The following is a 13,986-nucleotide window of genomic DNA, read 5'->3' on the forward strand; positions in this document are numbered from 1 at the left end:
TCAAAAAAACAATGTAACGCGGGACGTAAAAAAGACCGCGCAAGGCGGTCAATTGGGGTGTGGTGCACTCGCAGCGTGCGCGGCATAGGGCTGGAGGCGGGTTATCGCCCGGCGCGTCTCAGCGCTGCCTGCTCCCGCTCGTAGTCATCGCGGCAGTCCACATTACAGAATAGCAACGCGGATGCTATGGGTTCCTGACAGAAATGACAGTGGTGATCGGCGTGCAGCAGTGGTGTGCGACGCACTTTCGCCAGCGCGGTCGTCATCTCGTGGGCAATGCGCCAGTCGGCACGGTCGGCAATGTCGCTCATGATGCGGCCCTTTCATTGGTCTTGGATTCGCCAGTTACCAGTACATAGTCGTCAAACTTCACGACCTCTTGTCCGGCCCAATCATTGATGGCTAAAAACTGCGATTGCAGCGGGACCAGTTCATTGCGGGCGAACACCCGCGCTGCCGGTTCGACGGCTCCGAAGCCGCCGGTGTTATTGGGCATGATGCCGAGCAACTGGGGCGGCACGCGGTGTGCAGCCAGCACGTCGTCGCGGGTCACGCCTTTGATGTTGAAGAATTCATCCTTCGCCGCCACGTCCGAGACCGGCAGAATCTGAATCCCGTCTTTCTTACCGTTCGGTGCGTACATGAACAGGTTCCTGAAATTGCCCGGTCCCTTGCTGTCGCGCATGGCTTGGCGCAGGTTGTCCACATCTGCATTGTTTGCGGCCGCGTCGGTCATGTAAAAGATGAATCCGGCGTGAGAGCCATTCTTGTAATATTTGCGCCGAAACAGGGTCGCTGCTTCATTGAGCCATGCCGACTGCAATGCGCTCAGATATTGCGGCACGCCATAGACTTCCTGATTCACGTCCGGATCCATCAGGTGACATAGGGATCCAGTACGAAACGCGTATTCTTCCTGCCAGCCACGCACAAAATAATACTGGTCCAGATCGCGCCCGCGCCGCACGTACTTGGCTAGCGCATGGGCCAGCGATAACAGCTTGCCGCTACGACTGACCCGCCTCTCCAGGTACGCGTTCCCAAAGGTTAAAAAGTCCAGGGTCAATCGTTTGAAGCCATCGCGTGATAAGAGGGGTGTCGGCACAAACGTCGAGGTCAGAATGTTGGCTTTGAAATAGATCGCGCTGCTGTGGTGAACGCTGGAGTTAAACGATTTCGACAACCCGGCGTAGTTGACCGGCGGTTCATACCAGCGCCCGTTCGACCAGCATTCCAGACTATCGAGGATCTCGGCGTGATCGAGTACCGGGGTCGGTTCGCCAAAGGTAAAGGCTTCGAATCCGGATGCGGCCGGTGGCGCTGTTGTCGCCATGGAAGGTGCCAAGGCGTCGGCGCGAAACCGTGCCCGTTGCTGCTTATTGCTCATGAGGTATAAATCTCCATAAAGGATTGATTGTTCGAATGACCGCCTTCGATTGGCTCGTGGTCAAGCGCGTGCATACAGGCCCATGCCACATCAGCGTGGCCGATGGCATTGGTGCGACTTGCTTCGTAGGTGGCTTGCCGACCGCTGGCGGTGAGCGTTTTATGGATCGCCATAAAGGCCTGCGCGATGTCGATCCATCCGGCGTCGAATTCGAGCCGTCCTTTGCTGATAATATTTTTAGCCTTTAACACCATGCGGGTCTTCACTTCGACCGAATAGAGAATCGCGGTTGCGGCGGGAAAGAATTGGCGTACCAGCGGAAAGACGCCAATCCCCATGCCGGTGGTATCGATGCCGATGTATTCCACGTTATAACGGAGCGTCATTTGCCGGATCGCCTCGGCCTGTGCTTCGAAATCCATGTCGCGCCATTGATGGCGTTCCAGGATGCGGAACTTGCCACCAGCGACCAAGGGCGGGGCCAGCACTACGCACCCGGCACTATCGCCCGTCAATGACGGGTCGTAACCGATCCAGACTGGCCGGTTGCCAAACGGACGTGTCGCAATAAAATCGGACCACTCGACCCACGTATCGACCATGCAGCGTTGCAATTCCATCAGCGGAAAGATCGACTGCGTATCGTCGATGAAATTGCACATCAGCAGGTTTTCGAACTGGTCGGGGCTGTATTCGAAATTGCGCAATTCGTCGATATCGAACAGATTGCAGCCACCGCGCTCGGCGTCCAGAATGGTGACGATCTGGCGCCAGATTTTGTCCTCGCCAGTGAAGCCGGCTGCGAGGCGTTTGTGCGACAGATCGATGGCGATCTGATTGGCCACAGCTCGGCGTTTGTTGAACGCGTCGCCGCACCAGAACGGATAGGCCTGATGCGTGACCGACGACGGTGTCGAGAAATAGGTCTTGCGCCATTGCTTATGCAGCGCCATGCCGGACGCGACTTTGTTTAACTCGGCAAAGTTATGCGTCCAGAAAAATTCATCGAAATAAAAGTTGCCGTGATAGCCCTGTGCGGTGCGCGCATTGGTGCCGAGGAAATACAGGTGCGCGCCGTTTGGCAAGATGATCGGGTCACCCGTTAATTCTAGGTTCGCCGCCTCCCGTGCAAACTGGAGGATGTATTGCTTAAAGACATGGGCCTGCGCTTTGGACGCCGATAAAAAAATCTGATTACGTCCGGTTTCAATCGCATCGGCCAGCGCCTCGCGGGCAAAATACCAGGTCGCGCCGATCTGCCGCGATTTGAGAATCACCCGCGTACGCTGGTCACTGTTGCGGTGCCAGACCTTTTGATAATCAAACAGGGAATCCTGAAAGGCGTCCAGCAACTGGATACGCTGTTCGTCGCTGAATTCATTGCGGATCGGCTTTTTCTTCGGTCCCGCGTTCCGGTTCGCCAGCTTCGGATTGAGATCCACCTCATTACCGCCCGGTGCTTCATAACGGCGCACGCGGGCGGTCTGCACCACCTGGCGCATCAGCAAATCGATCTCTTTAAAATCACCGCCGGATTTGCCGTCTTTAGCGATCAATTGGACCAAGCGGGCGTCCAGTGCTGCCTCCACCTTTTCCAATACGGGCGCGCTGTCCCAGCTATCGCGCTGCTTCCAGCTTTCGACGGTGGAACGTTTCAGTTTCAGGTAATCGGCGACCGCAGATATCTGCCATCCCTGCCAATACAAAAATTTGGCGAGTCGTCGCGGATCGGTTTCAACGGAAAGGAAAGGGGCTGTTTCTGACATGCCGCAAGCGTAGGGGTCGCGCGCGTAGAACGCTTCTGGCAAAGCGTCACTAAGCGCGTTAGCAACCCCCTGCGCATTGAATACGGTCGCGCTGTCGTTGACCATGGCGACATCTGACCACTTTTACGCTCACCAGCGCACACCATGTCTACCAAATCCAAATTTTTCCGTGTCGCCCTTGAAGGAGCGACGACCGATGGACGCAAGATCGACCGTAAAGCCATCGAACAGATCGCCCGAAATTTCAACCGCGATACCTATGGTGCACGAGTCTGGCTGGAGCACAAACGTAGCCTGTTGCCGGATAGCCCGTTTAAAGCCTACGGCGATGTGCTGGCCGTCAAAGCCGACGAAGTCGAGACCGACAGCGGAACAAAGTTAGCCCTGTTTGCCCAGGTATCGCCGACGCCGTCCCTGATCGCGATGAACCGTGACCGGCAGAAAATTTACACCAGCATCGAACTTAATCCCGACTTTTCGGACACCAAGCAAGCCTATCTGGTGGGCCTCGGCGTCACCGACAGTCCGGCCAGTCTCGGCACTGAAATTCTCACCTTCGCCGCGAATAGCAACGTCAATTTATTTATGGCCCGCAAACAGCATGCCCATAATCTGTTTTCGGAAGCGATCGAAGCCGAAATGGAGTTTGAAGACGATAGCGCGCCCGAACTGACCAACAGCAAATTTACCACCACCATCAAAAATATTATGAAACGTTTCGCGCACAAAGAAAGCGGCGACGACGCCCGTTTTAACGATGTCAGCGAAGCATTAGAAGCCGTCGCGCTGCATGCCAGCGACACCGCGCAGTCGTTCACGACACAGTTCGCCGCCGCAGAAAAAAAGATCGCCGCGCTTCAAGATGAACTGGCGGTCGTAACGACGGAATTGGCGACCTTCAAACAGCAGATGGACACCCAGGACGGCAACCCGTCCAAACGGCCACCGGCGACCGGCGGCAGCGGCATGGAACAGACTGAGTTTTAAGCACACTCCTGTCCCGCTGTGTTTCCCTATTAATCGTATTGCAGGAGCATCAAATTGAAAAAATTACCCGCGTTGCCTTTGACCATTACACCGCCCGCCTGCAAGTATTGAACGACACGGCCAGCGCTGCATCGACCTTTGCAGTCGCGCCGACCATCCAGCAAAAGCTGGAAACCAAGATGCAGGAGTCGAGCGAATTTTTAAAGAAAATCAACATCATTGGTGTCACCGAACAGGAAGGCGAAAAGCTGGGCCTCGGCATCTCCGGCCCGATAGCCAGCCGCACCAACACCGCCAATAAAGATCGCCAGACTCGCGACTTAACCACGCTCGACGGCCATAAATACCGCTGTGAAAAGACCAATTTCGATACCCACATCAAATACCAGACCTTGGATGCGTGGGCCAAATTTCCGGACTTCCAGAGCCGCATTGCGAACACCATTTTGAAACGTCAGGCGCTCGACCGCATGGTGATCGGTTTTAATGGCATCAGCATCGCCACCGATACGGATATCGTCGCCCATCCGATGTTGGAGGACGTGAACAAAGGCTGGCCGCAGCACTTCCGTGAACAAGCGCCCGAGCGCGTGATGCAAGAGGGTCATACTCCCGGCAAAATGTACATCGGCAGCAATGCCGACATCATCGGCGATTACGTCAATCTGGACGCCGCCGTATATGACGCAATCCACCTGCTCGATCCGTGGTACCAGAAAGACAATGGCTTAGTCGCCATCGTCGGTCGGGCTCTGCTGCACGACAAATATTTTCCACTGATCAACATTAATCAGGCTCCGACCGAAACACTCGCCGCCGACATCATCGTCAGCCAAAAGCGTCTCGGTGGGTTGCAAGCAGTCAGCGTGCCGTATTTCCCTGACAACGCGATCCTGATCACCCGCTTCGATAATCTGTCGATCTACTGGCAGGAGTCGGCCCGCCGCCGTCGCGTGGTCGATGAAGCCAAGCGCGATCGGATCGAAAACTACGAGTCGTCGAATGACGCGTATGTCGTCGAAGATTTTGGCTTAGGTGCCATGATAGAAAACATTGTGCTGGTTGACGCAACGACACCGAAAGCATAACCATGGCCCACCTTTCCCCCGCATTGCGGCACAAGGCAAGGGCGCTTGCTGCGAAAGCCGCAGCGAACGCCCCGGAAGGGCACCTGACCGCAGGCAGCGCCTACGAGCTGATGCTCTACAAGTTGGCCGAGGATCGCCGACGCTTAAAGCAGATCCAGTCCGTGAAACAAAAGATCGCGCTGAAAGCAGAAATCCTGCCCGAGTACCAGGACTGGATCGACGGGGTGTTGAGCGCGGGGAAAGGCGCACAGGATGACGTACTCACTACGCTATTGGTATGGCACATCGATGTCGGCGACTATGCGCAGGCGCTACGGATTGCTGCCTATGCGATCACCCATAAGTTGACCTTACCGGACCAGTACAACCGCGATATTCCGACCATGCTGATGGACGAGTTTGCCGAAGCCATGTTGTCGGGCCAGATGACGCCCGCAATTGGTCGCACGATCTTACCTTCGGTTATTACGCTCACCGAAGGGCGCGATGCACCGGATCAGGCGCGGGCCAAGTTGCATAAAGCACTGGCCTATGCATTCCTGGACAAAAGTGCCATCGCCGCCGATAACGTCGCCGATGCCGCACCCGCGGCGATCCATCTGGCCTTACCGCATTTGACCCGCGCCCTCGCGCTCGACAGCCGGGTCGGAGTTAAAAAAGACATTGAACGCCTGACACTGCGCCTTAAAAAAGCGGTCAAGGCATAACGCGCACCCAACGGCGCACGGCGGCGCGGGTCGATGAGATGCACATTAATGTAACAGCTCTGACTCCCGCCCACCGCCGTCTACTATGAAAGTCATCATGAGCTTTATCGCCAGGTCCCCCATGCCCTTGACCACCAACGAGACCACGGATCCGACTATCGTCGAAAACGACGGCTGGTTCCCGGCTATCGCTCTGCATCACATGCGCGACGCGATGCGGCTCGACGGCACGGTCACCACGCCACGGTTAGTCCAGGCCGTGGCCGAAGCGATCCTGTACGTGAATGGTGAACTGGACGCATGGCAGGACGAACAGCTAGAGAACGGCTTCAGCACCTTGGAAGTTGTCCCCGCTAAAAAGATCAACCGTGAAAGTAAGTTATTGATTCATTACCGGCGTGCCGTCTACAGCATCGCCAAAGCCGACCTATTGGAAAAATACCGAGATTACGACACCACCGCGTCATCCATGGCCGACAAGAAATCCATGGGGTATTTGGACGACGGTCCCGGTGAACAACGGCGTAACGCGCACTGGGCGATTGCCGACATCTTGCAACGGCATCATTTAACGGTCGAGTTGATTTAACAAGGATAACCATGTTGGTCCGCGCTCAACAATACGACACGCTTGATTTGCTGTGCTGGCGGCATCTGGGCGCAACCGCCAGCGTGGTCGAAGCCGTGCTGGAAATGAATCCCGGTCTGGCCGACGGCGGACCGTTTATTGCCCACGGTCGGCTCATCACCTTACCGGAACCTGCTGCTACCGCCACACCTCCCCGCCAGACCATTAGTCTGTGGGATTAACTTGTGATTTTTAAGGGAGAAACACTATGGCCGAACCTGGCAGCACCTCGTTATTCATGACCACCGCCGCAGGCATCGGTCTGTCCTCGATCTTTCCGGGGATCGATGGCAATGCACTCATCGGTGCCTTTGCCGGTGCCACCTTGGTGGCCATCACCAGTAAGAATTTGCCCCTGTTGCAGCGACTGGTCTACATGGTCATTTCGCTGGCGATTGGTTATCTGGCCGCGCCGGAAGTCATGCACAACACGCCGATCAGGCAATCCGGTGTGGCCGCCTTCTTAGCTTCGGCGGCGGTGATCGCGCTGACCCTGCACGGTATTGATCTGATCAAATCCATTGCGTTGCCGGAATGGTTGCGCAAGGGGAGCCGCCATGATTGATACCGTGCAACAAGTCGTGACTGCTATCGCGTTGTGCTGCTATCTCGCGGCGTGCGGGCAACTGCTGTGCTACCGGCGCGGTCTGGCGAACTACCGGATCCACCTGTCGTCGCTGGCATGGTTGCTGATTGCCCTGACCGGTAGTTGTGCGCTGGATATTCTGCTCGGGCACGCGCCGGTGTCGCTGGCGCAAGCCGGACTGGCGCTTGCCTTATGCGTCATCGTTTGCCGTGCCAGGGGCAATGTCGCCCACCTTTTGAAAGATCCGTATGGCTATCTCGACTGACCACCTCACTGAACACTTTACGCTGACAGAATTCGTGCACAGCGACACCGCTCGCACCCTCGGCATCGATAACACACCGCCACCAGCCATCACCGTGAACCTACGGCGTCTGGCCAAGTTTGATGAACTGGTCCGGCTCGAACTGGGCGGTGCGCCGATGCGTATTTCAAGCGGGTTTCGCTGCACGGCATTGAACCGTGCGGTCGGCGGCGCACGCAACAGTGCGCACCTCGACGGGCTGGCGAATGATTTTACGGCAGGCGAATTCGGCACGCCGCTGGCGATCTGTCGCAAGCTCGAACACTCCTATTTACAGTTCGATCAACTGATCTACGAACGCGCCGGGTCCGCAGTCTGGGTCCATCTGGGTATTGCGGCCGAAGGAGTGACCCCACGGCGTCAGGTATTGACCGTCGATCACAAAGGGACGAGGGCCGGGTTATGGAGCTGATCGTCAAAATTCTCGTTGGTGTGTTGTTAATGGGTAGCATGGCAACCGTCATTGTTAGTCAACGCGCCAGCCTGATTACCGTCAGGGAACAGGCCGCTCGCGCAGAACAAGGAGTGAATGAGCGTGACCGCCTCATCGCCACCTTAAAAGCCGCCGACGTCAAACAGCGTCAGGCGACCATCAAACTACAAGCGGCGCGGGTCAGTATGGCCGTCACCTTGTCCGAACGTGAAACCCTGATCGAGCAACTTCACCATGACCTCTCCATTCGCCCTTGGGCTGTTGCTCCTTTGCCTGACGCTATTGCCGGGCTGCGCCAGCGTCCCTCCCTCATCGGTGCCGACGCTTATCGTCACTGGCTGTCCGCCAGTCACCCGCTGCCAATTACCAGCGACGGCACCGACCACTAACGGCGCGTTGCACCTTGCGCTCGAACGCACCGAAGCCGCATGGGCCATGTGTGCGGCACAGGTCGACATGATTGTGGAGTGCCAACAGGAGATTAGCGATGTACAAACCAAACAGCCTTAAAGAGCATTTAATAACGGCCAATCCCGACCTGCGGCAGAATCCGGATAAGCTATTGATCTTTGCCGACCAAGGTAATGTCGTCGCCACCGGCACTGCATCGCTGTCGTATGAATACCGCTACAAATTGAACATCATCATCACCGACTACAGCGGCGATCCGGACGCGATCATGGTGCCGCTGCTGGCGTGGATTGCGCTCCACCAAAACGACTTACTCAATAATGCGGAACTCCGACGAACCGGGATCGGCTTTGACGTGGATTTTAATAATCATGAAACGATTGATCTGTCGCTCAAGCTGGACCTGACCGAACGCGTCATCGTCAAACGTGATGGCGGCAGACTTAATATAAGCCATCCACCCGAGTCACAACCCACACCCGACTACAGCGACGGCTTCTGGACCTTGTACCAAGGCGAGTCGTTATTGGCTGAATGGCATACACCTGCCCAACCCGCATGAGCGACGATCTGCAAGCGATTGAAGAGTGGGCTGGCGCACTGCTGTTAAAGCTCGCACCGGCCCAGCGCCGCGCCGTCAACAAACAGGTCGCGCAGGATTTACGTCGCAGTCAGGTGAAACGCATTGTCAGCCAGCAAACACCGGACGGCGAGGCCTATACGGCGCGCAAACAACGCAAGAACCTACGCGGCAAAAGCGGTCACATCAAACGCCAAAAGGCCGCGATGTTTGCCAAGATACGCAAACAAAAAAGCCTCAACATCCAGCAGGATGAAAATCAGCTATCGGTCGGCTTCTTTGGACGCGTGGCGCGCATTGCACGGGTGCATCAGGAGGGATTGATAGACAAGGTATCAAAGAAAGGGCCGGAAGTCCGCTATGCGGCCCGGCCTTTGTTGGGATTTAGTGCTGAGGATCACGCGTTGATTCGGGAGTCGGTGTTGCGTCAGTTAATCAATATTTAGTGTCAGTAAACTTTACACACTGTAAGGATTTTTTTAACGAATTAAATAAAATATCATACATATCAATGGGTTATACAAATGGCATTATTTTTGCTTACTGTCTAAGGAAATCAATCTGCCCTACTTAAACAGGAACAAAACCATGAAAATCAAGAACGCAGCATTTTTATTCATTCTAAGTTTGAGCACATTTTGCGCCCAAGCAACCGTCATCACTTTTGACGAAGCCCCCGCTGCTAGCGGTGTTGCTTATGCTGGCACAGCTGCAGCTGCATTTAGTCTTACCAATTTCGGGACAGTCGGTGGAAATAGCAAAGGTAACCCGGGAAACTGGGGTCTAGAGGGAACAAACGGTAGTCAATTTTTAGGATTCAATAGCAGCTATAGCGAGACCGTAACGTTTGCCTCTTCCGCAACAAACGTTTCTGCTGATTTTTCACGGTCGAATGGCTCCTCTAGCGAGACAATCCAGTTTAACGCATATGACGGCAACATTCTTGTAGACTCAGTTAGTGTGGCGCTTGGCGCAATTAATAATTGGACAACGCTATCTGTATCAAGCGCAGACATAACGAGCGTTACATGGACGGGGACTGGAAGCAGTTTTCATCCATATGGGGTAGACAATTTTAACTTCGTTACCAGTGCGGCCGTTCCTGAACCGACTAGCGTAGCGCTACTCGGCCTTGGTATTCTGGGCTTCGTTGCATCACGGCGCAAGTCAGCAATAAGCAAGAATACCTAAGCAGCCTAATCTTGTCGAAAACTGGCAAGTGCGCAATGCCGCTTAGTTAAGCATTCAAACGGCAAAAGGCCGCGATGTTTGCCAAGATACGCAAACAAAAAAGCCTCAACATCCATCAGGATGAAAATCAATTATCGCTGGGTTTCTTTGGACGCGTGGCGCGCATTGCGCGCGTGCATCAGGAGGGATTGACGGACAAGGTAACCAAAAAAGGGCCGGAAGTGCGCTATGCGGCCCGGCCTTTACTCGGTTTTAGTGCGGAAGATCATGCGTTAATTCGAGACTCGCTATTACGGCATTTAAGCGGTTTTTGAGGGAAACGATTTATGCCGCGCTGGCATGTAACTTGAGTCCGAGCGCCTTCATTACTTTCAGAATGGTACTAAATTCCGGATTCCCTTCACCGGAAAGCGCTTTATATAAGCTCTCCCGCGCCAACCCGGTATCCCGTGCGACCTGACTCATCCCCCGCGCACGAGCAATCGTCCCCAACGCGTGTGCAATGAAAGACGCATCGTCACCGGCTTCCTCCAGACACGCGTCAAAATAAGCAACGATATCCTCTTCGGTTTGCAGGTGTTCGGCAGAATCCCATTTATGTAGTGTGATGTTTTCCATAAGGTTCTCCTAAAGTAGTCGTGCGAGTTCGAGCGCAGTTTTAATGTCTTTGCTCTGTGTAGATTTATCGCCACCCGCGAGCAAAATCACGATCTCGCTACCACGTTGTACAAAATACACGCGGTAACCAGCACCCGTGTGGATACGCATTTCAGAAACCCCTTCGCCGATTGGCTCACAATCACCAAAATTACCCAATTCAGCACGATCAATACGCATTTGAACGCGCACTCTAACAGTTCTGTCTCGCAAGCTTACAAACCAGTGATCAAAAGTGGCAGTTGTCTGAATAGTCTTCATACACAACTGTATCCTATGAATTACATTTTGTCAAATTACTTTAAAGGACCGACTGATATTAAAACGCTTCTTTCAAAGAGCAACAATCTCCAATCGTGAGGACCAGCGTCATGCTAGTTCACTGCTGATAATGGATGCTGTTCAAGCTACAACCTGTTTTGGTGTTAGCGAGGTTGATATGGATTGAGGAGTGAGGCCGCAAATTCAAACGCATTTTTAAGCTGAGGACGGCTGCTGTGGGCCAGCGCCGCGTAAAGCTTTAACCGGTACTTAAAGGCGTCCCGATTCGCCGTTGCATCAGTGTTTAATGTTGTGGCGAAACAATCGCATGCCTCTTCAACGAGTGTTTTAATTTCTGCAGCGACGTTATGCCCGGCATCTGCCCGCCCGGCTAAGCGTTGCACTTTAAAAACAAAAAGACGGATTAAACTTTCATCGTGAGTTATTAACATGGGCACTCCAATCAAAAAAATATAAGCGGTCCTTTCGCTTTGCTTCTAAGACTTCGAATGATGTAATAATTTAGCATAAAATGCGCTCAAAACAATTATCAGTATGAAAATTACTCACAAGCAAAAGAGCGATACGCTACTGAAAGTAGCGTATCGACTTTGCTCCAGCGGATGCGCATAATCGTGCCTGCGGTGAAGCCACTGACCGCTCGCCTGAAAGGCCAACATCAGGTCATTATTTCAAAAAAGCTGCCCTACAGACCATGCATCCCAGTTGGTAATTACCAGTTCCCGACTACTCTCCGGCTGGCCGTGCACGCTACCCAAGCTATATTTAATATCCAGCCCCATCATCGTAAAGCCGTCAAACACCGCCCGGATATCCGGATGGTCGTTAATGCTAACCATGACTTTGCCCTTACAAGTGCGCATAAAATCCGCCATCTGCTGATACTCGTGGAAACCAAAGTCGACGCCATACCCTTCAGTCTGCCAGTACGGCGGATACAGATAAAAGAACGAATGCGGACGGTCATAGCGCGTCATACATTCCCGCCACGGCAGATTCTCCACATAGGTCCCGGTGTCACCGACGGTCGCCGATGAAAGGATTGAAGGTTCAATGGTTGTTTTTTTAACACATAGAAAAGAAGTATTTCTGTCTATTTCCATCGATTTCCGTCTATCAAAGCATCGGTATGACTAATTTAATCTTGTTATCTAAAATTCAATCTATCTATAGTGCGGGATTTAAGCGATCATAGGCAAAAATATAATTATTTATCACTAGCCAGTTCATGCGTGCCGGCATTGCGCCTCTGAGTTGCGGCCCTGTATTTGCGCCACTATTGCTGCCGATAACTCAAATACGGAGATTAGCCATCATGTATACCGGGCTCGCAACCGATCTGCCGTTGACCCCTTTTGATCGCGTCGATTCTTCACCAGCCATTCGTATGGCTACGCTAAGACAGCGAAAAATTGCACTGAGGATCTGCGCAGGGTTGATCCTCGTTACGTTGATTTTGCTTCCATTCGCGCAAATAAAATGGCCTAAAATTCCAGCGTTTCTGGCTACTTATCAGACCACGGTGATTGGCACCTACCTGATCACCGCTTATCAGATATACGGTCACTATAAGGCGACGCGATCAGTCGCTTTGCTGCATCTCAGCGCCGGATGTTTATATACTGCTGTTATATTGGTGCTGCAGTTTTTGTCGTTTCCGGGAATATTTATCGAGGGACGTGTGCTGTTCGGTGGCACGCAAACCAGTAGTTGGCTGTGGCTGTTTTGGCATGCCGGTCCTGCCATTGGTATCCTGGTTTTTGCCTGGAGCGAACTACGCCGTCCCAACCATGTCACCACGGATCACCAGCAATCGTTACGCCGCGCCTCCATTGTTTTGATCGCTGCCCTGGCTGCGACGGTGGCAATGGTCACCATATTCCGCGATTTTCTTCCTGTTTTGGATACGAATGGTGACTATAGCGGCATTACCAGCACTGGCATTGCACCCGGGTTGCAGGTTTTGATTGTGCTGTCGCTGTTTTTTTTATGGCGAGCGAGTCGCTTCCGTAATGTCTTGCATGTGTGGCTTGGCACTGCTTTGATAGCGCTGTTATGCGATAACGCTATCACCATGGCGGGTAGCAGCCGCTTATCTTTGGGTTGGTACGCTGGTCGCTTCAGTGGCTTGATTTCTTCATCGGTGATGATGCTGGTCTACTTGAAAGAAATTAATCGTTCTCATCAACAAAGCATGCTGACGGTCGACAAATTAGGCGCGGATCAAACCCGGGCAGAAGTCGAATTGCAGCAATCTTATACGCAGCTGCGGCAACTATCGGACCATCAGGAAAAAGTAAAAGAGGATGAGCGAAAGCGTATCGCGCGTGAAATTCACGACGAATTGGGCAGCTTGCTAACTAGCATCAAAGCCAATGTTTCAGTCTCTAATGAACGTTCCATGTTGGCTGGTAATGCATCAGATCCACTCCTCAACGAGGCGGCGGCACAAGCCGATACAGCTATTGAAACCATGCGGCGGGTCATCGCCGATTTACGCCCTAGTGTGCTGGACCACCTTGGCGTATGGGCCGCGCTGGAGTGGCATGCCGACCAGATTCAGGCGAGTTCAGGATTGGAATGCAGATGCCACATTAATCAAAGCGCCGCGGATGTCGAGCTCGATCCAGAACGCAGCACCATGCTGTTTAGGATCGTGCAAGAATCGCTCACAAATGTGGTCCGCCACGCAGCGGCATCAAAGGTGACGATTGACGTGCGGTGCGAAGAAAACGTCATTATTGCTGAAGTCAGAGATGATGGAAAAGGCATCAAACCCCAACAATTACTCGGCGGTGAAGCGTGGGGTATTCTGGGTATGCACGAGCGCACACGTCAGTTTGGCGGTGAACTTAATATTGCAGGATCATCCCTCAACGGGACTGCAGTAATACTACATTTACCATTGACCTAGAAGACGCGCTGATCGCGTTTTAACAGTGCCAGCCAGTTGCTGTGAGGATGAGATCGGTTCATCTT

The 13,986-nt window shown here is 53.5% G+C and carries 21 protein-coding genes and 1 pseudogene; 15 read left to right on the plus strand and 7 right to left on the minus strand.

The window, feature by feature from the left end; genetic code table 11:
- Positions 1–101: 101 nt before the first annotated feature.
- The 3 genes from QN379_RS01000 to QN379_RS01010 are packed head-to-tail and all read right to left on the minus strand — an operon-like array spanning position 102 to position 3,153.
- Positions 102–311 (minus strand): DUF2116 family Zn-ribbon domain-containing protein, encoded by a 210-nt coding sequence (locus QN379_RS01000; protein ID WP_323505781.1) that lies wholly within the window; start codon positions 309–311, stop codon positions 102–104.
- The gene (locus QN379_RS01005; protein WP_323505783.1) at positions 308–1,387 is read right to left on the minus strand and encodes a phage portal protein; all 1,080 of its coding nucleotides are present in this window, start codon (positions 1,385–1,387) and stop codon (positions 308–310) included. The genes QN379_RS01000 and QN379_RS01005 overlap by 4 nt, the downstream gene beginning before the upstream one ends.
- Positions 1,384–3,153, minus strand: a complete 1,770-nt coding sequence (locus QN379_RS01010) for a terminase ATPase subunit family protein (protein WP_323505887.1) — start codon at positions 3,151–3,153, stop codon at positions 1,384–1,386. The genes QN379_RS01005 and QN379_RS01010 overlap by 4 nt, the downstream gene beginning before the upstream one ends.
- Before the next feature lie 144 nt (positions 3,154–3,297).
- On the opposite strand from QN379_RS01010, the gene QN379_RS01015 reads away from it, so the two are divergent.
- The 14 genes and pseudogenes from QN379_RS01015 to QN379_RS01080 form a co-directional block, all read left to right on the plus strand.
- Complete coding sequence (locus QN379_RS01015) at positions 3,298–4,140, plus strand: GPO family capsid scaffolding protein (protein ID WP_323505784.1); 843 nt, start codon at positions 3,298–3,300, stop codon at positions 4,138–4,140.
- Positions 4,141–4,193: 53 nt separating this feature from the next.
- A complete protein-coding gene (locus QN379_RS01020; RefSeq protein ID WP_323505888.1) occupies positions 4,194–5,228 on the plus strand; it encodes a phage major capsid protein, P2 family in 1,035 nt (344 codons plus the stop codon).
- A gap of 2 nt (positions 5,229–5,230) precedes the next feature.
- Complete coding sequence (gene gpM / locus QN379_RS01025) at positions 5,231–5,935, plus strand: phage terminase small subunit (protein ID WP_323505785.1); 705 nt, start codon at positions 5,231–5,233, stop codon at positions 5,933–5,935.
- A 97-nt stretch (positions 5,936–6,032) separates the two neighbouring features.
- Positions 6,033–6,524 carry a head completion/stabilization protein gene (locus QN379_RS01030; protein WP_323505786.1) on the plus strand — a complete coding sequence of 164 codons (492 nt, stop codon included), beginning with the start codon at positions 6,033–6,035 and terminating at the stop codon, positions 6,522–6,524.
- Between the two features lie 11 nt (positions 6,525–6,535).
- Positions 6,536–6,745, plus strand: a complete 210-nt coding sequence (locus QN379_RS01035; RefSeq protein ID WP_322236783.1) for a tail protein X — start codon at positions 6,536–6,538, stop codon at positions 6,743–6,745.
- Between the two features lie 26 nt (positions 6,746–6,771).
- On the plus strand, positions 6,772–7,128 hold the full coding sequence (locus tag QN379_RS01040; RefSeq protein WP_323505787.1) for a putative holin: 357 nt from the start codon (positions 6,772–6,774) through the stop codon (positions 7,126–7,128).
- Entirely contained in the window at positions 7,121–7,414 is a 294-nt protein-coding gene (locus QN379_RS01045; protein WP_323505788.1) for a phage holin family protein, read from the plus strand. Before QN379_RS01040 ends, QN379_RS01045 begins: the two co-directional genes overlap by 8 nt.
- Positions 7,398–7,865: a D-Ala-D-Ala carboxypeptidase family metallohydrolase gene (locus tag QN379_RS01050; protein ID WP_323505789.1), complete on the plus strand. Its 468-nt coding sequence runs from the start codon at positions 7,398–7,400 to the stop codon at positions 7,863–7,865. The genes QN379_RS01045 and QN379_RS01050 overlap by 17 nt, the downstream gene beginning before the upstream one ends.
- Positions 7,856–8,275 (plus strand): hypothetical protein, encoded by a 420-nt coding sequence (locus tag QN379_RS01055; RefSeq protein ID WP_323505904.1) that lies wholly within the window; start codon positions 7,856–7,858, stop codon positions 8,273–8,275. The genes QN379_RS01050 and QN379_RS01055 overlap by 10 nt, the downstream gene beginning before the upstream one ends.
- On the plus strand, positions 8,169–8,396 hold the full coding sequence (gene lysC / locus QN379_RS01060) for an Rz1-like lysis system protein LysC (protein WP_323505889.1): 228 nt from the start codon (positions 8,169–8,171) through the stop codon (positions 8,394–8,396). The genes QN379_RS01055 and lysC overlap by 107 nt, the downstream gene beginning before the upstream one ends.
- Positions 8,374–8,859 carry a phage tail protein gene (locus QN379_RS01065; RefSeq protein ID WP_323505790.1) on the plus strand — a complete coding sequence of 162 codons (486 nt, stop codon included), beginning with the start codon at positions 8,374–8,376 and terminating at the stop codon, positions 8,857–8,859. Before lysC ends, QN379_RS01065 begins: the two co-directional genes overlap by 23 nt.
- Positions 8,832–9,323 (plus strand): phage virion morphogenesis protein, encoded by a 492-nt coding sequence (locus tag QN379_RS01070; RefSeq protein WP_323505791.1) that lies wholly within the window; start codon positions 8,832–8,834, stop codon positions 9,321–9,323. The genes QN379_RS01065 and QN379_RS01070 overlap by 28 nt, the downstream gene beginning before the upstream one ends.
- A 142-nt stretch (positions 9,324–9,465) precedes the next feature.
- Complete coding sequence (locus QN379_RS01075; protein WP_322235750.1) at positions 9,466–10,068, plus strand: PEP-CTERM sorting domain-containing protein; 603 nt, start codon at positions 9,466–9,468, stop codon at positions 10,066–10,068.
- A gap of 71 nt (positions 10,069–10,139) precedes the next feature.
- Positions 10,140–10,382 (plus strand): annotated as a pseudogene (locus QN379_RS01080) (phage virion morphogenesis protein); the annotation flags it as partial.
- 10 nt (positions 10,383–10,392) lie between these two features.
- Here QN379_RS01080 and QN379_RS01085 read toward each other — a convergent pair.
- From QN379_RS01085 to QN379_RS01100, 4 genes are all read right to left on the minus strand, one after another.
- The gene (locus tag QN379_RS01085) at positions 10,393–10,686 is read right to left on the minus strand and encodes an addiction module antidote protein (protein ID WP_322235748.1); all 294 of its coding nucleotides are present in this window, start codon (positions 10,684–10,686) and stop codon (positions 10,393–10,395) included.
- 9 nt (positions 10,687–10,695) lie between these two features.
- Positions 10,696–10,986: a type II toxin-antitoxin system RelE/ParE family toxin gene (locus QN379_RS01090; protein WP_322235746.1), complete on the minus strand. Its 291-nt coding sequence runs from the start codon at positions 10,984–10,986 to the stop codon at positions 10,696–10,698.
- Between the two features lie 164 nt (positions 10,987–11,150).
- Positions 11,151–11,438, minus strand: coding sequence for a hypothetical protein (locus QN379_RS01095; RefSeq protein WP_322235744.1), 288 nt, complete (start codon positions 11,436–11,438; stop codon positions 11,151–11,153).
- A gap of 240 nt (positions 11,439–11,678) precedes the next feature.
- Positions 11,679–12,110 carry a hypothetical protein gene (locus tag QN379_RS01100; protein WP_322235742.1) on the minus strand — a complete coding sequence of 144 codons (432 nt, stop codon included), beginning with the start codon at positions 12,108–12,110 and terminating at the stop codon, positions 11,679–11,681.
- Positions 12,111–12,322: 212 nt separating this feature from the next.
- Between QN379_RS01100 and QN379_RS01105 the strand changes: the two genes are divergently transcribed.
- A complete protein-coding gene (locus QN379_RS01105) occupies positions 12,323–13,921 on the plus strand; it encodes a sensor histidine kinase (protein ID WP_323505792.1) in 1,599 nt (532 codons plus the stop codon).
- The last annotated feature ends 65 nt before the right edge of the window (positions 13,922–13,986 follow it).

This window comes from Glaciimonas sp. Gout2 (genome assembly GCF_035018905.1).
Classification (GTDB): Bacteria; Pseudomonadota; Gammaproteobacteria; order Burkholderiales; family Burkholderiaceae_D; genus Glaciimonas.